The organism is Thioalkalivibrio sp. ALE31, assembly GCF_000377405.1.
Classification (GTDB): Bacteria; Pseudomonadota; Gammaproteobacteria; order Ectothiorhodospirales; family Ectothiorhodospiraceae; genus Thioalkalivibrio.
This window is the reverse complement of the sequence record NZ_KB905020.1, coordinates 364914-389423: the sequence shown is the minus strand read 5'-3', so window position 1 is coordinate 389423 and position 24510 is coordinate 364914. Positions and strand designations below refer to the sequence as shown.

Here is a 24510-nt window from a genome sequence, read left to right as displayed (position 1 = left end):
CGGCTGTGCCGCATGGATTTCAAGAATTTACTGACCGGAGTATCCGATGGCACGCGTTACCGTCGAGGACTGCCTCGAAAATGTCGAAAACCGCTTTCAGCTGGTGCTGATGGCCGCCCGCCGGGCCCGCCACATCGCCCACGGCAAGGAAGCGCGTGTACCCGAGGACAACGACAAGCCCACGGTGATCGCCCTGCGCGAGATCGCCGCCGGCGTAGTCGGTCCGGAGGTGTTCGACGAACACGACGAACGGCCCCAGAACCAGATGCTGGACTTCAGCACCATCCGTCATCTGGAACAGCTGGAAGCCGACGAACGCTAGGCGAGGGTTTTCAATGGCCGCTGGGCAGCCAGCCGCGCCCGGGGCCGTTTCGGCGGCAACGGGTGATTCGACCCGATTCCTGATCAGCGATTTGTGTTCCGAGCTCGAGGCCTATCTCGAGCCGGAAGAGGTCGAGGAGGTCTATCGCGCCTATCTCCTGGGCGCGGAATCCCACGAAGGCCAGACCCGCAAGACCGGCGAACCCTACATCTATCACCCCCTGGCCGTGGCCCGCACCATGGCCGAGATGCGGATGGACCACCAGGCGATCTGCGCCGCCATCCTGCATGACGTGATGGAGGACACCGCTACCAGCAAGGACCGCATCCACGCCGAGTTCGGCGAAGAGGTCGCGGAGCTGGTGGACGGCGTCTCCAAGCTCACCCACCTGCAGTTCCAGTCCAAGGCCGAGGCGCAGGCGGAGAACTTCCGCAAGATGATGCTGGCGATCACCCGCGATATTCGGGTGATCCTGATCAAGCTGGCCGACCGCCTGCACAACATGCGCACCCTGGGCGTGATGCGCCCGGACAAGCGCCGGCGCATCGCCAAGGAAACCCTGGAGATCTACGCCCCCATCGCGCAGCGCCTGGGCATGAACGCCATGCGCCGCGAGCTGGAGGCCCTCGGCTTTTCCGCCAAACACCCGTGGCGCGCGGCCGTACTGGAACGCGCGGTGCACCGTGCCGGCGGCAACCGCCGCGAGCCCATGCGCAATATCGAGCAGGCGATCTGCTCGCGCATGGAGGCCGCCGGCATCGTCGGGCGCATCTCCGGACGCGAGAAGGGGCTGTACAGCATCTACCGCAAGATGCGCGACAAGCACCACTCGTTCGAGGAGGTGTTCGACGTCTTCGCCATCCGCATCATCGTCGACGACGTCGATACGTGCTACCGCTCCCTGGGCGTGGTGCACAACCTCTACAAGCCGGTACCGGGGCGCTTCAAGGACTACATCGCGATCCCCAAATCCAACGGCTACCAGTCGCTGCATACCATCCTGTTCGGCCCGCAGGGCGTGCCCATCGAGATCCAGATCCGTTCCACCGAGATGGATCGCGTGGCCGAGAGTGGTATCGCCGCGCACTGGCAGTACAAGGCCGGGGGCGAATCCACCCGGACCGCCCAGAGCCGCGCGCGCGAATGGCTGAAGGATGTCCTCGAGATCCAGAACAGCGTGGGCAACTCGATCGAGTTCCTGGAGAACGTGAAGGTCGACCTGTTCCCCGACGAGGTCTACACCTTTACCCCCGGTGGCGACATCATGGTCCTGCCGCGCGACGCGACCCCGATCGACTTCGCCTACGCGGTGCACTCCGACGTCGGCAACCGCTGTGTGGCGGCCAAGATCGACCGTCAGCTGGCGCCGCTGTCGGTGCGCCTGCAAAGCGGCCAGACGGTGGAGATCGTCACCTCCCCCGGCGCGCGCCCCAACCCGGCCTGGTTGTCCTTCGTGGTCACCGGCAAGGCCCGTACCGGCATCCGGCACTGCCTGAAGTCGATGCAGTCCGAGGAGGCCCGCACCCTGGGCGAACGCCTGCTGGAGAAGGCGCTGGAGTCGCTGGACACCAGCCTGCCGCGGATCTCGCCGGCACGCCTGGACCAGATGCTGGACGCGATGCAGCTGAAGGACCTGGACGCACTGCTGGTCGACATCGGCCTGGGCAACCGCATGGCCTCGCTGGTCGCCCGCCAGATGGCCGGCAGGGACGCCCCCGAGCCCGCGGCCGACGAGGCACCCACCACCCTCGCGGTCAGCGGTACCGAGGGCCTGGTGCTGAACTACGCCCGGTGCTGCCACCCGATCCCGGGTGACCCGATCATCGGCCAGCTGAGCGCCGGCCGCGGCCTGGTGGTCCACCGGGAAAACTGCCGCAACGTCCTGCACGAAAGCCGCGACCGCAGCGACCGCACCATCACGCTGGAGTGGTCGCACGAGCCCTCCCTGCAGTTCACCGCCGCGGTGCGCACCCGCACCGCCAACCGCCGCGGGGCCCTGGCCGACATGGCCGCGGTCATCGCCGACCATGGCTCCAACATCGAACACATCTCCTTCAACGAGCAGGATGGCCACTCCACCGCGATGACCTTCCTGCTGACCGTGCGCGACCGCCAGCACCTGGCCCAGATCATGCGCGGTCTGCGCCGCCTGCCCGACGTCCTGCGCATCTCGCGCCAGCGCGGCTGACGCCCGAGACCTCGGCCGCACCGCCCGCCGGAGCGCGGGCTTCTTGCAGTTGCCCCCGCCGCGACGGAACATCGGGCCATGATCCTCGACATCCTCAGGCAGACGCTGAGTGTCGCGTTGACGGCGGCGCCCTGGCTGCTGCTGGGCCTGCTCGCGGCCGGCGGCGTCAAGGCACTGATTCCGGAGGCTGCCCTGCAGCGCTGGCTGGGCGGCTCGGGCATTCCCGCCACCGCGCGGGCCGCCGTGGTCGGCGCCCCCCTGCCCCTTTGTTCCTGCGGGGCCATCCCGACCGCGCTGGCCCTGCACCGCGGCGGGGCCGGGCGGGGCCCCACCACCGCCTTCCTGATCGGCACGCCGGGCGTCGGCGTCGACTCGCTCGCCATCAGCTATGCCCTGCTGGGCCCCATGATGGCCGTGGCCCGGGCCCTGGGCGCCATTGTCACGGCCATCACCACAGGCCTGCTGGTGGGCCGCACCCGCGCCGCGACCGAGCGTCCGGACCCACCGCGGGGCGAACCGGACAGCTGCGGCGGATGCTGCGGGACCGCCGACGGCTGCGCCACACCCGAGGCCCCGGAGCGTTTGTCCGCACGGCTGCGCGCGGGCCTCGCCTATGCCTTTGGCGGCGTGCTCGACGATATCCGCCTGTGGCTGGTGATCGGCCTGCTGGTCGCCGGCGCCCTGCTCGCCCTGGTCCCGCCGGCCACGCTGGCCGCCTGGGGATCGGGCCTGCCGGCCATGCTCGTAATGGCCGTCATCGGCATCCCCATGTACCTCTGCGCGACCGCCGCAACACCGATCGCCGTGGGCCTGATCGCGGCCGGGGTCTCCCCCGGCACCGTGCTGGTGTTCCTGCTGGCCGCACCGATCACCAGCCTGGCGACCCTGGGCGTGTTTCGCCGCGAACTTGGCACGCCGGCGCTATTGCTCTACCTGACCGGTATCGCGGTCACCACCATCGCGCTGGGGCTCGCCCTGGACGCCGGACTCGCCCACACCGGGGTCGACGTCGCCACGCAGATGGGCACCGCCGGCGAGATGCTGCCCGCCTGGCTCGAGTGGAGCACCCTGGTCATCCTGATCGTCCTGGCCACACCGGTCCTGCGCCGATGGCTGGACCGTCTGATCCCTCACCCACAACCCCGGAGCGCGTGATGTCCAATCGTTCCATCGGACTCGATGGCCCCCTGTATGACTACCTCCTGGAGCACTCGCTGCGCGAGCAGGAGATACTCGCCGAGCTGCGTGCCGAGACCGCGAACCTGCCCGAGGCCAACATGCAGATCGCCCCGGAGCAGGGCCAGTTCATGGCGCTACTGGCGCGGCTCATGGGGGCGCGGCGCTATCTGGAGATCGGGACCTTCACCGGCTACAGCGCGCTGGCCATCGCGCTGGCCCTGCCGGAGGACGGCGCGGTCGTTACCCTGGACAAGAGCGCGCAGTGGACCACCACGGCCCGGCGCTACTGGGAACGCGCCGGGGTCAGCGGTCGCATCCGGCTCGAGCTGGGCGAGGCCGGCAACACGCTGCAGGCACTGGAGGCCGAAGGCGAGACCAGCCGCTTCGACCTGGCCTTCATCGACGCGGACAAGACCGGCTACCCCGACTACTTCGAGCACTGCCTGCGCCTGGTCCGTGCCGGCGGCCTGATCCTGGTCGACAACACCTTGTGGCATGGCAGCGTCGCCGACCCGGACGACACGCGCGAAGACACCCGCGCGATCCGCGCCTTCAACGATGCCCTGCACCACGACGAACGCATCGACCTCTCGCTGGCCCCCATCGGCGACGGCCTGACCCTCGCCCGCCGCCGCTAGACCCGCCGCAAATTTCGATTCACCACAGAGCGCACGGAGTACACAGAGGGGGGCTTCGAGGCTCAGAAATCAAGGGCCTGTTCATTCACCACGAAGCGCACGAAGGCACGAAGAAAATCCTTTTGTTGTAAGCGTTCCTGGTGGCGAACGGCTTTGTTCCAGCCCGCGGGTCATCCTGAACAATTATCCCGCCCCCCTTGTCCTTCTCCGTGATCTCTGTGCCCTCTGTGGTCGAACCGCTGTTGCCCTCGCCCTTCTTCGTGCCTTCGTGCACTTCGTGGTGAATATTCTTTTCCCTGCGCATATCCTCCACGAAGCGTTACAGGCAGAGGCCGCTGTCGGCGAGGCCGCGGCGGCAGATGGCGCGGCGCTCCACCGCGCGCACCACCCAGCCGGCCTCCGCCTGCTCCAGCTCCAGGCGGAATTCGTAGGCCTCGACGGCATCATCACGCAGCCCGGTCAGGCGGACCTCCGCGCGTTCCGGGCGCGGCTGGTCGATCTCCAGCCCCGCGTAGTCGACGGCCAGGCCGGATTTCCAGCCACTGGCCGCGAACCACTCCATCACCGCGGAACCCGGCATCACCCTCGGCTCAAGCGATGGCACCGCCTGGGCCTCGAAGGCCGTCGGCGCGGGTTCCCATCCTTCGGGCAACCCCGAGGACGTGCCGTCATCGCCCGGATCCGGGGTCGACGTGGCGCAACCCGCCAGAAGCAGCGCCAGCACACCCCCTGCAACCTGCCTTCTCCAGTACATCACGTGGACTGCCTCGCAAATCATCCGCTCCCTGGAAACATACCGGAGCGCGAAACGTCCTACCATGAGAGATCAACATCATTGGTCAGCCGCCCCGCGGCACCCCGGAGGACCCGACATGAACCTGCTCGAACTGCGCCCCATCCTGCTCGCCGGGCTGTGCGGTCTGATGCTGGCCGCAAGCCCCCTGTATGCCGCCGATCACGACACCCACGCAGGGGACGAACCCACGGCCAGCGACGAATCGGATGCCGCCATGGAGGACGATGCCACCGCCAGCGAGATGGAGGAACTGCGCGAGTCCTGGGCCGAGACCCGCGAGGAACTCCAGGAGGAAGGCGAGGAGGCCGGCGAGGCCACCCGCTCCCGTACCCGCGAGACCCTGGACGCGATGGACCGCGAACTGAGCCGCCTGGGCAACAACATCCGCGAGGGCTGGGACGACCTGAGCGACGCCACCCGCGAGCGCCGCGAACGGGCCTATGACGGCCTGATCGAGGAACGGGACCGCCTGGCCGAATGGTCGGGCGAGATGCGCGAGCGCTCCTCCGGCGCCTGGGGCGGGGTGCGCGATGGCGCCCGCGACGCCTGGGGCGGCATCCGTGACGGCTCGCGCAAGGCCTGGGGCTCGGTACGCGACGCCTTCCGCGGGGACGACGCGCCGGCCGACGGCACCGGCGAGCCGGACGTTCAGGACTGATGCCGGACCCGCGTACCCTCCGCGCCGGTTTCGCCGGTGCGGTGCTGCTCCTGTCCGCTGCCACGCTGGCGGGCTGCGACGGCTTCGGCGGGGCCTCCGGCACCCCCGACCACCTCGAACGCACCACCGACCCGGAGATCCTGCAGCGCGGGGAACGGCTCTATCAGGAGCACTGCATCGCCTGCCACGGGGCCCAGCGCGAGGGCGCCGAGAACTGGCGCCAGCGCAACCCGGACGGCACCTTGCCACCGCCCCCGCTGGATGGCAGCGCCCACACCTGGCACCACCCCTATTGGCAGCTGAAGGACATGATCCGTTATGGCGCCGAGGCGCGCGGCGGCGCCATGCCCAGCTTCGAGGACACCCTGTCGGAGGCGGACGTCGAGGCGATCATCGCCTGGCTGCAGTCACACTGGCCGGACGAGATCTTCGAGGCCTGGAAACGCTACGACCGCAACCATCCCACCCAGGCGGACTGGGAGGAGGCCATGGGCGAACCCTGGGTCACCCATCCCGACGAATGATGCGGCGCGCATGCCGGGGCCCTACAATGCGCACGGAATGGCTCGGGCCACGGAGGCGTCTTTCCGATGAGACGCCACCGCGCATACCGGCTGGCAAGGGACGCAGCGCAATCATGACGGCCGGGAGTGGCCCATGCAGTACACCCAGACGCGCAGGCCTCGGACGCGCACAATTTGCCTCGCCCACGGGGGGTGCGCGTGAACCGACGCGCGCGCGACTTCGCGACGGATAGCGAACGGGATCGCCTGCAGACCCTGGTCGAGCAGGAACGCGCGGCTCGCCGCCGCGCCGAGACGCTGGCCGAGACCCGGCTGCAGGACGTCTATGCCAAGCAGCAGCAGATCGAGCTGCTCAACACCATTGCCTCCACCGCGAACCAGTCCGACTCCATCGCGCATGTACTGCGCGCGGCGCTGGCCGCGATCGGACGCTATCTGGACTGGCCGGTGGGGCACGCCTACCTGGCTCGACCGAACCAACACAGTGGCCACAATCAGCTAGACCCCACCGGCATCTGGCATCTCGCCTCTGCTGAGCCCTTCACCGCCTTTCGCGACAGCACCGAGAACACGAGCTTCGGCCCCGGCGAGGGGCTGCCCGGCCGTGTGCTGGACCACGGCGAGCCCGCGTGGATCGAGGATCTCGCGGCGGACGACAACTTCCCGCGCGCGCCTCAGGCAACGGCCAGCGGCCTGCACTCCGGCTTCGCCTTCCCGGTCATGGTCGGCCACGAGGTGGCCTGTGTCCTCGAATTTTTCGCCACCGAGCCCACCACCACCGACCCCGACCTGCTCTGGCTGATGTGGCAGATCGGCGTGCAGCTCGGCCGCGTGATCGAGCGCAACCGCCACGAGGAACGCCTGCTCCACAACGCCTCCCACGACCAGCTGACCGGCCTCCCCAACCGGCGCTTGTTCCACGACCGGCTGGCGCACGCGATCGCCCGTGCCACGCGAGAGCCCTTCAACCTGTTCGCGGTGCTGTTCGTGGACATCGACCGCTTCAAGGTCGTCAACGACAGCCTGGGCCATCCGGCCGGCGACGAGCTGCTGGTACGCGTGGGCCAGCGCCTGCTGACCGCGCTGCGCCAGAACGACACCGTCTCGCGCCCCAAGGGGGACGAGACCAATCGCCCGGACGATACCCTTGCGCGGCTGGGTGGCGACGAGTTCACCATCCTGCTGGAGGGCCTGCACGAGCCGGTGGATGCCCTGCGCGTGGCCGAGCGCCTGCAGGCCGTGCTGCACGAGCCGTTCTCCCTCGCCGGGCAGGACGTCTACGTCACCGTCAGCATCGGCATCGCGACCCGGCCCTACGGCCAGAGCTGCCCGGTCCAGGGGCCCGGCGAACCCGACGACCCGGCCCGTCCGGCCACCCCGGATGACCTGATGCGCGAGGCGGACATGGCGATGTACCGCGCGAAGTCACTTGGCAAGGCCCGGTGCGAGTTCTGCGACCCGGGCATGCAGACGCAGGCCCTGCAAAGCCTGGCGCTGGAGACCGACCTGCGCCTGGCGGTGGAACGCGGCGACTTCCGCGTCCACTTCCAGCCCATCATGTCGCTCGGCGAGGAGCGGATCACCGGCTTCGAGGCCCTGGTACGCTGGGAGCGCAACGGGGAACTGGTGCCGCCCGATCATTTCATCCCGATCGCGGAGGACACCGGGCAGGTGCACCTGATCGACATGCAGGTCCTCTACACTGCCTGCCGCCAGCTGGTGGAGTGGAACGCGGACGGGGCGAGAACGCCCCTGACCATCAGCACCAACCTCTCCGCCCGTCAGCTCACCCGCCCGGAACTCGTGGGGGACGTGCAGACCATCCTGGAAGGCACCGGCGCCCCGGCCGCACAGGTGCGCCTGGAGATTACCGAGACGGCCACCCTCGGCAACCTGGACGAACTGATCGAGACCCTGCTCCGGCTGAAGGCCCTGGGCATCAGCCTGGCGATGGACGACTTCGGCACCGGCTACTCCTCGCTCAGCTACCTGCACCGCCTGCCACTGGATATCCTCAAGATCGACCGCAGCTTCGTAGCCGGCCTGGATCGCGACGAATACAGCCAGCGCCTGGTGCAGACCGTGATCCACATGGCCCGCAATCTCGGGCTCGAGGCCGTGGCCGAGGGCGTGGAAAGCCACACCCACGCCGCCACGCTGCGCGCCCTCGGCTGCTCGCTGGCGCAGGGCTATTACTACTCGCCCCCGGTGGACGCGACACAGGCAACCGCCCTGCTCGGCGGGAAACTGCCGGCCCGGCCCGCCCACTGAGCCGGGGCTCCGGGAAACGCGCTCTGCCCGACCCGCGCGCGTTCGGTCAGACGGCGCGCGGCAACACCCCGCGCCGGCGTGCCAGCACCTGGCGCACCACCAGCTTTTCCAGTTCCACGATCACGAACACCGCCAGGCCAAAGGCCAGGATGCGCGCCCAGTCGTCCGCGCCGATGGCGGTGGTCCCGAACAGGGTGTGCATTACGGGCACGTAGGTGAACGCCAGCTGCAGCAGCACCAGGACCCCGATCGCCAGCCACATCGCGCGCGAGCGGAACAGCTCGCCGCCCGGCAGCACCGGTTGATGGATCAGACGCAGATTCAGCAGGTAAAAGGCCTGCCCGGACACCAGGGTATTGATCGCCACGGTACGCGCGACCTCGTCGGCCACCCCGGCCAGGGTCTCCATGTAGACGAAATGCCCGAAGGTCCCGGCCCACAGCAGCAACGCCACGAACGGGATGCGCCAGAGCAGGAACCCGGACAACAGGGGCGTGTCCGGCGCCCGTGGCGGGCGCTGCATAACACCCGGCTCGGCCTTCTCGAAGGCCAGCGCCATGGCCAGGGTCACCGAGGTCACCATGTTGACCCACAGCACCTGCACCGGGGTGAGCGGCAACGCCAGCCCCATCAGGATCGCCATCATGATGGTCAGCGACTGCCCGGCATTGGTCGGCAGCATATGCAGGATGGCCTTGCGGATGTTGTCGTAGACCGTCCGGCCCTCCTCCACCGCATGCGCGATGGAGGCGAAATTGTCGTCCGCCAGGACCATCTCGGAGGCCTCCTTGGCCGCCTCGGTCCCCTTGCCCCCCATGGCCACGCCGACATCCGCCCGCTTCAGCGCCGGGGCATCATTCACCCCGTCGCCGGTCATCGCCACGATACGCCCGCCCTGCTGCAGGGCACGCACCAGCCGCAGCTTGTGTTCCGGCGAGGTCCGCGCAAAGACGTCCGTACGCTCCGCGGTTTCGGCCAGCGCCGCCTCGTCCAGGGCATCCAGCTCGTGACCGGCCCGCGCCTCGGCATCGCGGCCCAGGCCCAGCTGCTCGCCGATCGCCCGGGCGGTCGCCAGGTGGTCGCCGGTGATCATCTTGACGTCGATTCCGGCCGCGCGGCACTCGGCCACCGCGCGGATCGCCTCGTCGCGTGGCGGGTCGATGATCCCCAGCAGGGCAAGCAGGGTAAAACCACCGGCCTCGACATCATCGAAACGCAGCTCGCCGTGATCGGGTTCGGTGTCGCGCACGGCCACGGCCAGCAGGCGCTGACCGCGGGCCGCCACGGCCTCCATGACGGCGTGCCAGCGCTCGCCATCCAGCGCCTCGCGGCTCTCGCCATCGACCTGCTGCTCGCTGCAAAGCTCCAGCACGCGCTCGGGCGCCCCCTTCAGGTAGATGCGGGCGTGACCGTCGTGGTCGTGGTGCAGGGTCGCCATGTAGCGATGATCCGACTCGAACGGGATCACGTCGGTGCGCGGCAGGCGTTCGCCTTCCAGGCGCGGGTCCAGCCCGGCCTTTTGCGCCAGGGTAATCAGGGCGCCCTCGGTCGGGTCGCCCTCCATCACCCAGTCGCCATCCTTCTGATAGAGCCGGGCGTCATTACACAGCAGCCCCGCCCGCAGCACCTCGCGCAACAGCGGGTCCTCGTCCGGGTCCATATCCCGCTCGTCCTCGGAGAACTGCCCCTGCGGCGCGTAGCCCACGCCGCTGACGAGGATCTCGCGGCTGGCCGTGCGCAGGGTCTGCGCCGTCATCTCGTTGCGGGTGAGCGTGCCGGTCTTGTCGGAGCAGATGGCCGAGACCGACCCCAGGGTCTCCACCGCCGGCAGGCGCCGGATGATCGCATTGCGCCGCGCCATCTTCTGCACCCCGATGGCCAGCGCGATGGTCATGATGGCGGGCAGGCCCTCGGGGATGGTGGACACCGCCAGGCTCGCCGCCGCGAGGAACATCTCGTCCAGCGGATAGCTCCGCACCCAGTAGCCGAAGGCGAAGGTTGCCGCCGCGATCACCACGATCACCGCGGCCAGCCAGCGGCCGAACTGTTCCATCTGCCGGACCAGCGGCGTCTCCAGCCCCTCGACCTCGCCGAGCATGGTGGAGATGCGCCCGATCTCGGTATGCTCGCCCGTGGCCACGACAACGCCCGCACCGCGGCCAAAGGCCACCAGCGTCCCGGAGAAGGCCATGCCGCGCCGGTCCCCAAGGTCGGCCTCCCGTTCCACCGTGGCGGTATCCTTCTCGACCGCCACCGACTCGCCGGTCAGGACCGCCTCTTCCAGGCGCAGGTTCTTGGTCTCGAACAGCCGCAGGTCGGCGGGCACCCGGTCACCGGCCTGCAGGTGCACGATATCGCCGGGCACCAGCTCCTCGGCCGGGATCTCACGACGCTCGCCAGCGCGCGTTACCACCGCGCGCGGGGACAGCATGCGACGGATGGCATCCAGGGCCTTCTCCGCCTTGCCCTCCTGGACGAACCCGATCAGCGTATTGATCAGGACCACGGCCAGGATCACGCCGGTATCCACCCAGTGCCCCAGCAGCGCCGTCCCCAGCGCCGCGACCAGCAGGATGTAGATCAGTACGTTGTGAAAATGGCGCAGGAAGCGCCGGACTACGCCCGCCCGCTCCGGCGGACGCAACTGATTGGGGCCAAAGTGCGCCAGACGTTCCTCGGCCACAACCGCCGACAGCCCCTCGCGGGCGGAGCCCCAGTGCTCCAGCGCATCATCCGCGGACCGGCTGTGCCAGGCGGGGGTCTCCCGGTTGTCACCCGGATCGGTAGGGTCGGGGGTATCGGTCATGGGCAACGCCCTGCTGTGTCAACGTCGCCCTATCGTCGCCCGGCGCCCGGGGGCCGGCAAGGCCCCGGACGCCGGGCAACCCGCCGGATCAGAACTGCATGCCCACCTTGCCCATCACGCGCATGTTGTCGGCATCGGCGCGACGGCCGTCGAAGCGGTCACTCTCGGTGAACTGGTAACGCGCCTCCAGCCCCAGAAACCACTGCCGGTCCAGCTGGTACTTCAGGCTGCCACCCAGCTGGGCCGCCCACAGGCCATTGCGGTCGTCATCCAGCTTGGCCCGCACGTAGCCGATGCCGGGACCAAAGCCCAGCGACAGCCGTTCGTTCGGCTCGAACATCCAGTGGCTGTTCACCTCGGCGCTGGTCATCTTGAGCGGGTCGTCGCTGTAACGGCTCACGCTCAGATGATGGCGCAGCACGCCGGTGGCCGGCTGGAACAACTGACAGTTGGCGCCGATCTCGACCCCGTAGGCACCATCGCTGCTGGCATCCGACAGGTCCGGCGAGACCACACCGCCCAGCAGTGCCACGCTGGGCTCCATGCCGCGATCCACCGCGCTGGCCTGGGCCACCGGCATGGCCGCCAGCGCCCCCAGGGCGAACATCACCATCGTCTTACGGTACTGCATCGGGCACCTCCTGATTCGAATGAATAAGAAAACTCTAATGGTAGACCAGCCTGACGCGATCTTCATCACATCAGGCAGGACCCGGCGCTCGACATGGAATTTTTCCCGGCCCCGGTGCATCCCCTCTGCCGAACCACGATCGCCGGAAGGCTTCGGGGATCCCCGCAAAAATCGAGGGAACCCTCAAGGGCCCGAGGGCTCGAAGGGGTTGAGCCCGCACGTATCCAGCGTGCGTCGTTCGCTCCAACTGGCAACAAGAAGAACCATCCATTCAGAAAGCAAACGGAGGACCTCATGTCCGATCAACCGAATGCGAACCGTCGTAAGTTCCTGCGCCAGGCATCCGCTGCCGTGGCGGCCATCCCGGTCGTCAGCATGGTGGGCATCTCCTCGGCCAAGGCCGATACGAAAGCCGAAGACGGCCACGCCCACAACTACGTGAACGATGCGGCCGACGCCGACCACGCGGACTACTCCGAAGGCGAGAAGTGCAAGAACTGCGCCTTCTGGGGCGGAGGTGATGACCAGTGGGGTCAGTGCTTCCACGCCGACTTCCAGGGCGTTCAAGTGAACGCCGACGGCTGGTGCGACGAATACGTCGGAGCCTGATCCCGGCCCGCATATCCGGTCCGCGCCCGCGGGCCGGATACTCCCTCTCATGTCCCTCCCCGGCCATGGCTTGCATCCCCGCCACACAACCCCGCAAGCTAGACACCTGATTTCGTAGACCGGCTCCGGCGGGCTCCGCCCTATGGCCGAAAGGAAACTGCGTGTCCGACCCATTGACCCGGCTGACCCGCATCCCCGCCGGTAAGGCACCCTCCAATGCGAGCGGCTGCCACTGATGGATCTCTCGCTCGCCGGATTCACCGTCCTATACCTGGTCTATGGCCTGGCCTTCTTCTCGCTTGGCGTAGTCGCTCTCGTCCTGCCCCGCGGGGACGGAACCCTGCCGTTCGCCCGGCATTTCTGGCTGCTGGGTCTGTTCGGCCTGATCCACGGCGCCTACGAATTCCTCCAGGCCGCGGGCTTGCACTATCCGGCGGCGCGCGACCCATGGCTCAATGCCACCTGGCAACTGTTGTCCTACCTGCCGCTTCTGGAGTTCGGGCGCCGCGCCCTGCTCGCGAGTTCATCGCGCCTGCGCCTCGACGCCCTGTGGCTTTATCCGCTGATCGCGGTCGCGGTGCTCCTGCTCGTCGGTATGGCCGAGGACCCGGCGCGCGGGCTGGCCAACGGCGGGCGCTACCTGGTCGGCCTTCCGGGGGCTGTACTGTCCGGCCTGGCGTTCTTGCTTCTGCTGCGGGGGCCCCTCCTGCGCACCCCCGACGCCGACGATCATGCCAGCCAGTACCCGGCCCTGGCCGTCCTCGCCCTGGCCTTCCTCGGCTACGCGCTGATCACGCCGTTTCCGGGCACTGTCGACCCGGCTCTGCCCGAGTGGCTGCCGACCCATGCCGACTTCCTGGAGGCAAGCGGACTACCGGTGCAACTGCTGCGCACGTTCGCCGCCCTCCTCGCCGTCATCGGGATGATGACCCTGACCCGCTCGCTGGGCACCCAGCAGGGCGACGACCTGCTGCGGGTACTCGACACCATCGACGGCTTCGTCTATCGCTGCCGCAACAACCCGAACTGGGACGTGATCAACGCCGAGGGCGCCCTGGAGGAGCTCACCGGCTACTCGCGCGAAAGGTTCTTCGCCGAACGCCTCAGCTTCAACGATCTGGTGCACCCTGAAGACCGCGACCGGGTCTGGCGCGAGGTATCCGAGGGATTGCAGCGGACCGGCCAGTACCAGATTCAGTGGCGCCTGATCGGACGCAATGGCGGGGAGCGCTGGGTGTTCGAGCGCGGCGCCGGGATCTTCGACGATCGCGGGCGCCTTAAGTACTTGCAGGGGCATGTCATCGATGCCGACGAACTGGTCACCACCGGCGAGACCCTGCGGGCCCGGACCGACGAACTGGAATCCTTTCGCTCGACCCTGGACCTGACTCTGGACGCGGTCTTCCTGTTCGACGTCGAGACCCTGCGCTTTATCTATGTCAATCAGGGCGCGGTGGACCAGACCGGCATCCCGCGCGAGGAACTGCTCGAACTCCACCCCTATGACATCAAGCCGGACTACCCCGAGCCGCGCTTTCGTCAGCTGATCGAGCCGCTGCGCCGCGGCGAGCGTGACCAGTTCCGCTTCGAGACCAGCCATCGCCATCGCGACGGCTTCGAGGTACCGGTCGAGATCTCCCTGCAACTGGTCGCCCCGCGCGGCGAGACCGCACGCTACGTGGCGATCTCGCACGACATCACCCAGCGCAAGCGCAACGAGGAGGCCCTGCTCCAGGCCCTGTCCGAACTGGAAGCCTCGCGCGACGAGCAAACGCGCCTGCTGGAACTGACCCGGCGGGAGCAGGGGCGCATGGCCGCGCTGCTCTCGGCGATGAGCATCGGCATCCTGTTCGAGGACCGCGAGGGCCGGGTGGAATACGTAAACCCGGCCTTCCGGCGCATGTGGGCCATCGGCAGCGAGGTGGAACTGGTGGGTCGTCCCTCGCGCGAGGTACTGGAACATTCCACCCACCGCTTCGCGCGGCCGGATCACGCCTCGCGCCACGTGCTGCACGTGCTGGATACCCACGAGATCAGCGAACGCTTCGAGGTCGACCTGTACGACGGGCGCATCCTCACCCAGGTCTCCTACCCCGTCCACGACACCGACGAGCGTTCCATCGGTCGACTGTGGCTGTACGAGGACGTGACCCACGAGCGCCAGACCGCCCAGCAACTGGTCTACCTCGCAGAACACGACGCGCTGACCGGCCTGTACAACCGCCATCACTTCCAGAAACGCCTGGAACACGTGATCCACAGCGAGCGGCGGCGCAACGGGCGCTTCGCCCTGCTGTACTTCGATCTCGACGAGTTCAAGACCATCAACGACACCTTCGGCCACCGGGCCGGGGATACCGTGCTGGTGCGCGCCGCCGGCGAGATCGCCGCGCTGGTGCGCAGTCAGGATATCTTTGCCCGCCTGGGCGGCGACGAGTTCGCGATCCTGGTGGATCGCGAGTCGGAGCAGGAGCCGATCGAACTGGCCGAACGCGTGGGCCGCGCGATCTCGGCGATCCCGTTCCGCTTCCGCGGCCAGAACTACCGGCTCACCGCCAGCATCGGCATCGCCCACTTTCCGGAGCATGGCGACAACGTCGAGGACCTGGTGGCCCACGCCGACACCGCGATGTACCAGGCGAAGGACCTGGGCAAGAACACCTGGGCGGTATTCGACCGCAGCCGCAATACCGCCGAGCACATGCTGGAGCGGATGTCCTGGAGCCAGCGCATCGGCACCGCGCTGGAGCAGGGACACTTCGAGCTGCATTACCAGGGGATCTACGCGGTCGGCGATGGCCACCTGCACCACATGGAGGCCCTGGTGCGCATGCGCGACCCGGCGTCCCCGGAGGAAATCGCCATGCCCGGCCAGTTCATCCCGATTGCCGAGAAGACCGGGCAGATCCTCGACATCGATCGCTGGGTGATCCGCGAGAGCATCCGCCGACTGGCCGGGGACCCGGCCATCCCCGGGATCGCGATCAACATCTCCGGGCGCAGCTTCGACGAACCGGGACTGCCGCAATACATCGCCCAGCAGCTGGAACAGCAGGGGGTCGAACCGCGACGGCTGATCATCGAACTGACCGAGACCGCGGCGGTCTCCGAGATGCAGGATGCCCAGCGCTTCATCGAGGCGCTGCAGCACACGGGCTGCACGGTCTGCCTGGACGACTTCGGCTCCGGCTTCTCCACCTTCGCCTACCTGAAATACCTCGGCGTGCAGATCCTCAAGATCGACGGCATGTTCGTGCGCGACCTGCCGAACAACCGCGACAACCAGGCCTTCATCCGCGCGATGGTCGATGTCGCCCGGGGCCTGGAAAAACAAACCGTCGCCGAGTGTGTGGAAGACGGAGCCACCCTCGAGATGCTGGCCGAACTGGGCGTGGACATGGCCCAGGGCTACCACCTGCACCGCCCGTCACTGGAGCTCCCCGCCGCCGATAGATGAACGCGCCCCGAAGGGGTGCGCACAACCCCTCAGTCATCCGTGACGGGAAGATACTCGCCGCGGCCCGCCGCAGGCTCCTCGAAGCAAAAACCCACCCCCGCAGGGGCGACCCGGAACACGCCCCGCGCGCGGCTCCAGCCCTGATCCAGCACCGTGGCATCCACCCGTTCGAACAGCCGCTGCAATGCCCGCGCGGTCGCGGCGCGGCGGGCGTAGTCCAGCCCGTGGCGTTCCCAGGCCTCGCGCGCTCTCGCCGCGAGCCCCCAGCCCGTCTCCACGAACCCGGCAATCCATAGTGCCCGCAGCACCCCGTCGCCCCATAGCTCGCGCAGCCGCGCCATGCCCGAACGCGCGTCCGGGGCCGCCTCCACCTCCGCAACCAGCGAATCGGGCAACAACTCGCGCCAGTCGTCACTCTCGAACAGCCCGGGCAACAGGTCCTCGTCGATGATCTGCACGAAATCCGCCACCGGATCGGACCCGGTGCGTTCCGCCAGCTGGATCAGGGCTCCCGCCTCGTCGACATAGCCGGACAGCGCGAAGCCGCACAGGTGGTGATCCACGATGTCGTGCACGAACACCGAGGTCGGAATGCGCTCGCCGGTATACGGCGTAGCCGCAATCACATCGGCGCCACGCCCCGGCAGGTCCAGCTTCCAGCCGCGAACGCCAAAACCGTCCTCCCAGGATTCGGCATATTGTGCCGGGATAGTGACACCGGCCCCATCGCTCACTTCATACGCTTCGGGGATTCGAGACATGGGCTCACACCTTCTGTAACGGCCTTGCCTTGCACTTTACCGACCGGTCAACTAGTGTGCAAAGACATGGAGACAACCACCCCCCATCACACCCGACACGACAGCCGCGAAGACCTGCTCAAGGCCGCCCGCGAACTGATCGTCGGACGCAGCTACACCAGCGTTGGGATTGCCGAGATCTGCGCCCGCGCCGGTGTACGCAAGGGCAGCCTGTACCACTTCTTCCCCGGCAAGGAGGCGCTCACCCTGGCGATGCTGGACGCCCTCTACGCCGACTTCGAGCGCGAGGTGCTGATCCCGGGGCTCGCCGGCGCCAACGGCCTGCACGCCCGGATCGAGGCGTTCGTCCATGCGATCCACGCCTTCGAGACCCGCATGCAGGCGGAATCCGGCCAGCTCCCCGGCTGCCCCTTCGGCAACCTGGCCGTGGAGATGGGGACCCACAACCCGACCCTGCGCCGGGCGATACGGGGGCACCTGGACGCCGTCACCGCCCATTTCCGTTCCGTATTGGACGAGGCCGTTCAGGACGGCGAACTACCCGGCGATACCAACACCGAGGCGCTGGCCGAGCAGTGGCTGGCCCTGATGGAAGGAATCCTGGTGATGGCCAAGGCCGACCAGGACCCGGCGACGGTCCTGCGCCTGGGCCCGGCGCTGGTCACACTCCTGACCCACTCGCCCCCGGAGGTACCCCATGAACGATGAACGCTTCCCCCTGCACGACGCCGCCAGCGCCCCGGAGGCGCAAGCCGTATTTGACCGGGCCGAACAGACCTTCGGCATGGTCCCCAACCTGATCCGCAAGATGGCCAGCGCCCCGGCCCTGGCCGAGGCCTACCTGGCGCTCCACGACCTGCTGCAGAAGACGTCGCTGAGCCCCACCGAACAGGGCGTCCTGCTGCTGACCGTCAGCCGCTACCACGAATGCGACTACTGCATGGCCGCGCACAGCATGACGGGTCGCATGACCGGCGTACCCGACGACGTGATCGCCGCGCTGCGCGAGGACCGCGTGATCGGGGACCCCAAACTGGAGGCCCTGCGCCAGTTCACCCGCACCATGCTCGAACAGCGCGGCTGGGTTGACGAGCCCACCCAGCAGGCCTTTCTGGACGCCGGCCACACTCCCGCGCAGATGCTGGAGGTCATCCTGGCGATCGGCCTGAAGACCCTGTCCAACTACACCAACCACATCGCCGGCACCCCGGTCGACACGCCCATGGCCAGCCAACGCTGGAGCGCAACCGCGCGTTGACCGCGCATGCCGTAGCCGATGATGCGATTGCGGCATGCACCGCGCAGCGGCAAGGTAGGGCCTCGCTCCCGACCGCCAGCCCGCCTGCATGCCGCCACGCTCGCGCATCCTCCTGCTCTCCGCCTACCGGGCCGACAGTCACGCCGCCTGGGTCGACTGGCTGACCACGACCTTCGGTCAATTCGACTGGGAGGTGCAGGAACTGCCCGGGCGGCACTTCCGCTGGCGCATCCGCGGCAACCCGGTCTCCTGGCTGGACCGGCTCGCGGGCGTGGAGGCCGATGCGGTCATCGCCACCTCGATGGTGGACCTGGCCACCTTGCGCGGCCTGCATCCGTCACTCGCCCGGCCACCCACGCTGTACTACGTGCACGAAAACCAGTTCGCCTACCCGGTCGGCCGCGACCAGGTGGATTCCGTGGAGCCCCAGATGGTGCAGATCTACGCGGCACTGGCGGCGGACCGCGTGGCCTTCAACTCCGCCTTCAACCGCGCCTCGTTCCTGGATGGCATGGACGCCCTGCTCTCGCGGATGCCGGATCATGTCCCTGAAGGCCTGCGCACCCGGCTGCAGGCACGCAGCGAGGTCCTGCCCGTCCCGGTCGCGCCACCCACCGCGGCGGACAACCCGCGCGATCCGCGCCTGATCCTGTGGAATCACCGCTGGGAGTACGACAAGGCGCCGGAGGTGTTCGTCGAGGCGCTGCTAAAGCTGCGGGAGGCCGGCGTGGACTTCCGGCTCGCCCTGCTGGGGGCGCGGCCCGCGCAACCCCCCGAGGCCCTGCAGCGACTGCGCGCCGCCCTCGGGGACCGCATCGTGGCGGATGACAAGCTGCCGCGCCGGGAATACGAAGACCTGCTGGGCCGCGCGGGCATCGTCGTCAGCACCGCCCTGCACGAGTTCCAGGGACTCGCGGTACTGGAGGCCACGGCCGCCGGGGCGACGCCACTGGTCCCGGATGCCCTGGCCTACCGCGAGCAATATCCAGACACTTGCCGCTATCCCGCCGGCGATGGCGCGGCCCTGACCGAGCGCCTGCGACATTGGCTGCAACAGGGAACGCCGCCGGCACCGGACGTGCGCGCCTGGCTGCCGGCTCGGCTGGAACCGCGCTGGCAGCAGGCGCTGGATGCACTGGTCTCGGGCAACGCCCGCCGGCCCGGGATCAGTCGCGCCTGACCACGATCCGGTCGGACGGGAGCTCGTCCTCGGCCACGAAGACCGGGCGGATCACGTCGCGGTAGTTGCGAATGCGCTGCACGTAGTACACCGGCTGGTAGCCGCGAGCGTAGCCGAAGCGCAGGTTCTGGTAGTAGCGCTCCTCGGTCAGCAGCGGCAGGGTCTCGCGCATGTCGGCCCAGCGATCCGGATCACGCCCCAGCTCGCGCGCCAGCCGGCGCGCATCCAGCAGGTGCCCGCGGCCGATGTTGTAGGCCGCCAGCGCCAGGTAGGTGCGGTCGGGCTCGTCAATGTCGTCGGGCAGCAGTTCGTGCTGGCGCTGCAGGTAGCGCGCCCCGCCGTCGATGCTCTGCACCGGGTCCAGGCGATCCACCCCCAGGGACTCGGCCGTGCGCTGCGTCAGCATCATCAGGCCGCGCACACCGGTGGGGCTGCGCGCCTCCGGATCCCAGTGCGACTCCTGGTAGGCCAGGGCCGCCAGCAGATCAGCCGGCAGATCGGTGCGTTCGGCCGCCTCCTCGAAATACGGCCGATACTGCGGCAGGCGGTCCTCGATGCGCCGGTTGAGCGCCCGCAGGTCGACAAAGTCGAACTGATCGATGTAGGCGTAGTAGCGCTCGTCCACGAGTTCGCGCAGTTCCCGGCCGCCATCACCTTGCATCCAGCCGCCCGCCAGTTCGGCCAGCGCCTCCTGGTCCGGCTGTACGTACCAGCCCAGGGTGCGCGGCTCGGACAGATCGAAGGCAATGTCGAGATGCGGGAAGGAGCGGCGGTTGTAGCGCACGATATGCGAGTCGGCCACGGTGCAGTCGATCTCCTGCCGGGCGACCTGCGCCATCAGCCGCTCGGTACCGATCTCGCGGACCTCGAACCCGGCCGCTTCCGGAAGCACTTGCTCCAGGGTCTCCACGTAGCTGCTGCCGGCCGAGACCACCAGATCCACCGAGCCCAGGTCGTCCGCCGATTCAGGCATGGCATCGAAGTCGCGATGGCAGACCACCTGCTCGGTGATCTCCATGTAATCGGGGCCGCGTCGGAAGCGCTCGTCCCGCGAGGCGAGATGGGTCAGCCCCGCCGCGGCCATGTGCGCCTCCCCGGAGGCCAGCGCCTCGAGCACACCGGAGACCGATTCGGCCATGACCCACTCCACCTGCCAGCCATGCGCCTGGGCAAAGCCCTCGACCAGATCATGCTCCGTGCCCGCCGCTTCCAGATGCTGGTCAAAGTACCAGGTGGTGGGGGCATTGCGGGTCACTACGCGCAGCGTGCCGGTCTCCTCCACCGGCGCCAGCCGCTCGCCGGCGCTGGCATTCGAGACCATCGAGTCGGATTGCCCGTCCTCGGCGCCACAACCCGCGAGCAGCGCCAGCAGTACGGCGGGCAGCAGCGCGCGGCCCTGTCCGCGGGATGACGGGCGCCAGCCCGCGGCGGCGCGATCATTCGGTTCATGCATTCCGGTTTCCTTCCCGTCGACAGGCCGCGCGGATTGGCTGACCCCGTCCATGACGGATCCATGAATGTCCGATACAGAGACTAGGGTTTTGCGGAATGGTTCTCAAAAATACCCACGACGAAGGGGTTGCCATCCCTTGCGGAGGTCACCGCTGGTGGGCGGCCCAGCCGCGTGCCCTGTACAGTCGAACCCTTCGCCACCGTGCTTTTCGGGGAACGCAGCGACCTCGGCACACTCCAACACTCCGTTACCCGCAAGGAGCGCGACATCATGGCCATCGAATCCCTTCTCCTCCTCCTGCTCATCGGCGGCATCGCTGGCTGGCTCGCCGGACTGCTGGTGCACGGCTCCGGGCAGGGCATCCTGCTCAATATCGTGGTCGGCGTGATCGGGGCCTTCCTCGGCGGCTGGCTGTTCACCCAGCTCGGGGTCCAAGCCGGCGGGCTGATCGGCAACCTCGCCGCCGCCACCGTCGGTGCCGTACTTCTGCTGGGCCTGCTCCGGCTGATTCACAAGGCCTGACCGATGACCCAGATCCTTGGAATCATCCTGCTGGTCGGGGGCCTGATCGCCGCTATTGTGGGCCTGCAGGATGCCTTCGGCATGCGCGAGCGCGCAGCGCGCCTGATCCTCGGCCGCTTTACCCGGCGCACCCTCGCGCTGCTGGTGGGCGGCGGCGTCGCCGCACTGATGGGCCTGATCCTGGTGACCTGACCGAAAAACGTGATGCGGTTGGCATCATCTCCCCGGAATCGGTAGTGTCCGCGGCGGGGGAGCTCGTGCCGGAAGCGCCATACCGCCCGCCGACGGTCCCCCCGAAAAAAGACCAATAAGGGGGAGACCGCATGACCTTGAAGCCTTCGCGCCGTCTGGCGCTTGCCGCCGCCGTCAGCACCGTCCTGTTCGCCACACCCACGACCCTGCTGGCCGCGGGCTTTTACCTGCAGGAGCAAGGGGTCTCCGGTCTCGGCCGCGCCTATGCCGGCGAGGCCGCCATCGCCTCCGATGCCAGCACCATCTACTTCAACCCGGCCGGCATGACCCGCCTGGAACGCAACGAGGTGCAGGCAGGCGTGTATCTGCTGGCCCCCGAGGCCAAGGTCAGGCGCAGCAGCTCCACCATCAATGGAGCCCCGTACGAGGGCCGCGACGGCAACAACCCCTACGACCCGACCCCGATCCCCAACCTGTACTGGGCAGAGCAGTACTCCGAACGCGTCTGGCTGGGCTTTGGCCTCAGCGCGCCCTTCGGCCTGAAGAACGAATACAACGATGACTTCTTCGCCCGCTACGACTCGCTGGAATCCGACCTGCAGGTGCTGAACCTGCAGCCCAGCATCGCCTTCGACCTGACCGACCGCATCTCCATCGGCGGCGGCCTCGACCTGCAGTACGCCGACGCGACCCTGCGCAGCGCCATCCCCGGCGGCTTCCCGCCCACGCCCGCCAGCGATGGCGAATTCAAGCTCGAGGGCGACAACTGGGATATCGGCTTCAACATCGGGATGCTGTTCGATCTGGGCGATGACACCCGCCTCGGCATCCATTACCGCGACGGCATCACCCACACCCTGAGCGGCACGGCGACCATCACCGAGCCCGCGGGCGGGCCTGTCTCCGTGCTGCCCGGGCAGGCCGACCTGAAGCTGCCTGATATCGCCTCCATCGGCATCCGCCACCGCTTCAATGACCGCTGGACCGGCCTGGCTCAGTACACCTGGTTCAACTGGTCGAACTTCGACGAGATCCGCATCCAGCTGCCGCAGGGCAACGAACAGGTGCTGGAACAGAACTACCGCAACAGCTACGCCCTGGCGGTCGGAGCCGAGTACGAAATGAACCCGCGCTGGACCCTGCGCGGCGGCATCCAGTATGACCAGACCCCGACCCAGACCGACGGCCGCAGCACACGCACTCCGGATGGCGACCGCACCTGGTTCTCCATCGGCGCCACCTTAACCAGTAGTGACCGCTTCACCTTCGACTTCGGCTACAGCTACATCCACATCGGCAGCGAGGACCTGGACGTCACCCGGGGCTTCGATTCCAGCGGGGATGGACAGGCGGATACCTTTGTGAACATGCAGGGCACCACCTCGGGTCACGTGCACGTACTGGCCGCCGCCATGCGCTACCACTTCTAGCACCGATACCGGGGCCGGGCATTCGCCCGACCCCGGCGATCACCGCGCAAGCTCCACGTCGCAGGCCGCCGCCAGCGCGCGGCGGTCGGCCTCGCTCAGGTCGCGCCGCCCGGCGTTGGCCTCCCCCAGCATCGCGTGCATTACGGCCGCCGGGTCGTCCACGTGATCGATCCCCAGGGCATGGCCCAGCTCGTGCGCCAGCGTCAGGCGCAGCTCGTCCGCGTCGCTCGCCTTGAACACGGTGATCGAGCGCCGCGCCCCGTGCTGCTCGTACACCGCCATGTCGAAGGCCCCGGTCGTACCGATCTCGCGGTTGAGCTCCGCGACCCGCTCGTTGAACCCATCGATCTCGCGCTCCAGTGCCCGGATGTCGCGGTTGAGCTCGTCACGGCGCTGTTCCAGCGTGCGCCGGCGCTGATCGAGGTCGTCACCCGCGCGGTCCAGCGCCCGGCGCTGCCGCTCCAGACGTTCGCGATTCCCCGCGCTGTGCGCCATGCGACCGGCATTCCAGGCGGCCACCGCCTGCTCGTATTCGCGCTGGCGCGCCTGGAAATCCTCGAGATGACGCTGATAGCCCGCGGCATCCGCCGCCAGCGCCGAGTGGCGATGATCCAGGCGCTCCTCGCGCTCGGCGATCCCCCGCTGGAGGCGGTCCAGTTCCGCGCGGGCACGGTCCCGGCTCTCGGCTCCTGCCTGGCGCTCGTCGAACACCAGCCGCACCGGCATACCCTCGCCTTCACGCTGGCGGAAGAGCACGTCCGGCGTCTCCCCGTCCCACATCCGGACGGCCGCATCCAGGGCCGTCTGCACCGCGTCGCGCTCCAGGCGGAAGCGCGGATCCACGCCCGCCAGGTGCAAGGTGACCGGCACCTCGCAGCGCGGCGCGGCCAGGTGCGCGTGCCCGCCGGACGAGCCCGGCAACTGCCCCTCCTGCCACAGCACCCCCCCCAGCGCGAGCGCGCCGACACCCCCGACCAGCCACAACGGCAATGCCATCGCGTTCCCTCCGAGTGAATCCTTGTAGAACCACTGATCAATGTTTCCTTAAGGTGCCAGTGCGCGGTCGCGGAGACCAGCGTTTGCCCCGTCATGGCGGGGCAGGCACCATTGAACGATCGCCTTACCCCGTTTCAGGAGACTGTCATGCTGCGCATCCTTTTCGCCGCCCTGCCCCTCGTGGCCCTGCCGCTGGCCGCCCAGGCCGACACCCCGAACATCCAGCCGGGCCTGTGGGAGAACCAGAACACCATGATCATGGAAGGCATGGCCGGGATGCCGGACCAGACCGAGACCACGACCGAGTGCGTCACCCAGGAAGAGATCGATCGCGGCGAGAACATCATCGAGGCGCCGGAGGGCTGCACGCTGGACCAGATGGACATGACCGCCGACCGCATGGACTACACCATGAGCTGCACCGACCCGCAGGGCGGCCAGATGCAGATGGAGGGCAGCATGCGCTTCATGGGCGATCGCGCCGAGGGCGAAATGACCAGCGAGATGGACACCCCGATGGGCCCGATGAACGTGCGCATGGAAATGCGCGGCCAACGCATCGGCGACTGCTGACCCCCCCTGTATTCACCACGAAGCACACGAAGACACGAAGAAGGGCCAGGTCAAGAGCCTGTCTAC

Annotated in this window: 22 protein-coding genes; 16 read left to right on the top strand and 6 right to left on the bottom strand. The window is 68.3% G+C overall.

Annotated features, from left to right (window positions below):
• Positions 1–46: 46 nt before the first annotated feature.
• The 4 genes from rpoZ (at position 47) to D103_RS0101805 (ending at position 4327) form a co-directional block, all read left to right on the top strand.
• Positions 47–322 (top strand): DNA-directed RNA polymerase subunit omega, encoded by a 276-nt coding sequence (gene rpoZ / locus D103_RS0101820; protein WP_018867870.1) that lies wholly within the window; start codon positions 47–49, stop codon positions 320–322.
• Positions 323–335: 13 nt separating this feature from the next.
• Positions 336–2510 (top strand): bifunctional GTP diphosphokinase/guanosine-3',5'-bis pyrophosphate 3'-pyrophosphohydrolase, encoded by a 2175-nt coding sequence (gene spoT, locus D103_RS0101815; protein ID WP_026280229.1) that lies wholly within the window; start codon positions 336–338, stop codon positions 2508–2510.
• 78 nt (positions 2511–2588) lie between these two features.
• A complete protein-coding gene (locus tag D103_RS0101810; RefSeq protein WP_018867872.1) occupies positions 2589–3665 on the top strand; it encodes an SO_0444 family Cu/Zn efflux transporter in 1077 nt (358 codons plus the stop codon).
• Positions 3665–4327: a class I SAM-dependent methyltransferase gene (locus D103_RS0101805; protein WP_018875595.1), complete on the top strand. Its 663-nt coding sequence runs from the start codon at positions 3665–3667 to the stop codon at positions 4325–4327. The genes D103_RS0101810 and D103_RS0101805 overlap by 1 nt, the downstream gene beginning before the upstream one ends.
• 319 nt (positions 4328–4646) lie before the next feature.
• On the opposite strand, the gene D103_RS14350 is transcribed toward D103_RS0101805, so the two are convergent.
• Positions 4647–5051 (bottom strand): hypothetical protein, encoded by a 405-nt coding sequence (locus D103_RS14350; protein WP_081618341.1) that lies wholly within the window; start codon positions 5049–5051, stop codon positions 4647–4649.
• Positions 5052–5199: 148 nt separating this feature from the next.
• Here D103_RS14350 and D103_RS0101790 point away from each other — a divergent pair, with 148 nt between their 5' ends.
• From D103_RS0101790 to D103_RS0101780, 3 genes are all read left to right on the top strand, one after another.
• The gene (locus tag D103_RS0101790) at positions 5200–5781 is read left to right on the top strand and encodes a hypothetical protein (protein ID WP_018875593.1); all 582 of its coding nucleotides are present in this window, start codon (positions 5200–5202) and stop codon (positions 5779–5781) included.
• Positions 5781–6305, top strand: coding sequence for a cytochrome c (locus tag D103_RS0101785; RefSeq protein ID WP_018875592.1), 525 nt, complete (start codon positions 5781–5783; stop codon positions 6303–6305). The genes D103_RS0101790 and D103_RS0101785 overlap by 1 nt, the downstream gene beginning before the upstream one ends.
• Positions 6306–6497: 192 nt before the next feature.
• Positions 6498–8576: a bifunctional diguanylate cyclase/phosphodiesterase gene (locus D103_RS0101780; RefSeq protein WP_196800199.1), complete on the top strand. Its 2079-nt coding sequence runs from the start codon at positions 6498–6500 to the stop codon at positions 8574–8576.
• 46 nt (positions 8577–8622) lie between these two features.
• Here D103_RS0101780 and D103_RS0101775 read toward each other — a convergent pair whose 3' ends face one another.
• Positions 8623–11382 (bottom strand): cation-transporting P-type ATPase, encoded by a 2760-nt coding sequence (locus D103_RS0101775; protein WP_018875590.1) that lies wholly within the window; start codon positions 11380–11382, stop codon positions 8623–8625.
• Positions 11383–11470: 88 nt separating this feature from the next.
• Positions 11471–12013 (bottom strand): outer membrane beta-barrel protein, encoded by a 543-nt coding sequence (locus D103_RS0101770; protein WP_018875589.1) that lies wholly within the window; start codon positions 12011–12013, stop codon positions 11471–11473.
• 294 nt (positions 12014–12307) lie between these two features.
• On the opposite strand from D103_RS0101770, the gene D103_RS0101765 reads away from it, so the two are divergent.
• Together D103_RS0101765 and D103_RS0101760 are read left to right on the top strand one after the other, a co-directional pair.
• The gene (locus D103_RS0101765) at positions 12308–12622 is read left to right on the top strand and encodes a high-potential iron-sulfur protein (protein ID WP_018867881.1); all 315 of its coding nucleotides are present in this window, start codon (positions 12308–12310) and stop codon (positions 12620–12622) included.
• Between the two features lie 235 nt (positions 12623–12857).
• The gene (locus D103_RS0101760; RefSeq protein WP_018875588.1) at positions 12858–16079 is read left to right on the top strand and encodes an EAL domain-containing protein; all 3222 of its coding nucleotides are present in this window, start codon (positions 12858–12860) and stop codon (positions 16077–16079) included.
• 29 nt (positions 16080–16108) lie between these two features.
• On the opposite strand, the gene D103_RS0101755 is transcribed toward D103_RS0101760, so the two are convergent.
• Complete coding sequence (locus D103_RS0101755) at positions 16109–16840, bottom strand: hypothetical protein (protein WP_026280228.1); 732 nt, start codon at positions 16838–16840, stop codon at positions 16109–16111.
• A 66-nt stretch (positions 16841–16906) separates the two neighbouring features.
• Between D103_RS0101755 and D103_RS0101750 the strand changes: the two genes are divergently transcribed.
• The 3 genes from D103_RS0101750 (at position 16907) to D103_RS0101740 (ending at position 19278) form a co-directional block, all read left to right on the top strand.
• The gene (locus D103_RS0101750; RefSeq protein ID WP_018875586.1) at positions 16907–17548 is read left to right on the top strand and encodes a TetR/AcrR family transcriptional regulator; all 642 of its coding nucleotides are present in this window, start codon (positions 16907–16909) and stop codon (positions 17546–17548) included.
• A complete protein-coding gene (locus D103_RS0101745; protein WP_018875585.1) occupies positions 17538–18098 on the top strand; it encodes a carboxymuconolactone decarboxylase family protein in 561 nt (186 codons plus the stop codon). Before D103_RS0101750 ends, D103_RS0101745 begins: the two co-directional genes overlap by 11 nt.
• Positions 18099–18186: 88 nt before the next feature.
• On the top strand, positions 18187–19278 hold the full coding sequence (locus D103_RS0101740) for a DUF3524 domain-containing protein (protein ID WP_018875584.1): 1092 nt from the start codon (positions 18187–18189) through the stop codon (positions 19276–19278).
• On the opposite strand, the gene mltF is transcribed toward D103_RS0101740, so the two are convergent.
• Positions 19265–20731, bottom strand: coding sequence for a membrane-bound lytic murein transglycosylase MltF (gene mltF / locus D103_RS0101735; RefSeq protein ID WP_018875583.1), 1467 nt, complete (start codon positions 20729–20731; stop codon positions 19265–19267). The two genes, D103_RS0101740 and mltF, sit on opposite strands and share 14 nt — an antisense overlap.
• 270 nt (positions 20732–21001) lie before the next feature.
• On the opposite strand from mltF, the gene D103_RS0101730 reads away from it, so the two are divergent.
• The 3 genes from D103_RS0101730 (at position 21002) to D103_RS0101720 (ending at position 22875) form a co-directional block, all read left to right on the top strand.
• Positions 21002–21253 (top strand): GlsB/YeaQ/YmgE family stress response membrane protein, encoded by a 252-nt coding sequence (locus tag D103_RS0101730; protein WP_018867888.1) that lies wholly within the window; start codon positions 21002–21004, stop codon positions 21251–21253.
• Positions 21254–21256: 3 nt separating this feature from the next.
• Positions 21257–21445 carry a DUF3185 family protein gene (locus tag D103_RS0101725; protein ID WP_018867889.1) on the top strand — a complete coding sequence of 63 codons (189 nt, stop codon included), beginning with the start codon at positions 21257–21259 and terminating at the stop codon, positions 21443–21445.
• A 131-nt stretch (positions 21446–21576) separates the two neighbouring features.
• Positions 21577–22875 carry an OmpP1/FadL family transporter gene (locus tag D103_RS0101720; RefSeq protein WP_018875582.1) on the top strand — a complete coding sequence of 433 codons (1299 nt, stop codon included), beginning with the start codon at positions 21577–21579 and terminating at the stop codon, positions 22873–22875.
• A gap of 39 nt (positions 22876–22914) precedes the next feature.
• Here the strand turns inward: D103_RS0101720 and D103_RS0101715 are convergent, their stop codons facing one another.
• Positions 22915–23871 (bottom strand): matrixin family metalloprotease, encoded by a 957-nt coding sequence (locus D103_RS0101715; protein ID WP_038028166.1) that lies wholly within the window; start codon positions 23869–23871, stop codon positions 22915–22917.
• Between the two features lie 147 nt (positions 23872–24018).
• Between D103_RS0101715 and D103_RS0101710 the strand changes: the two genes are divergently transcribed.
• Positions 24019–24444 carry a DUF3617 domain-containing protein gene (locus D103_RS0101710; protein WP_018875580.1) on the top strand — a complete coding sequence of 142 codons (426 nt, stop codon included), beginning with the start codon at positions 24019–24021 and terminating at the stop codon, positions 24442–24444.
• Positions 24445–24510: the final 66 nt, after the last annotated feature.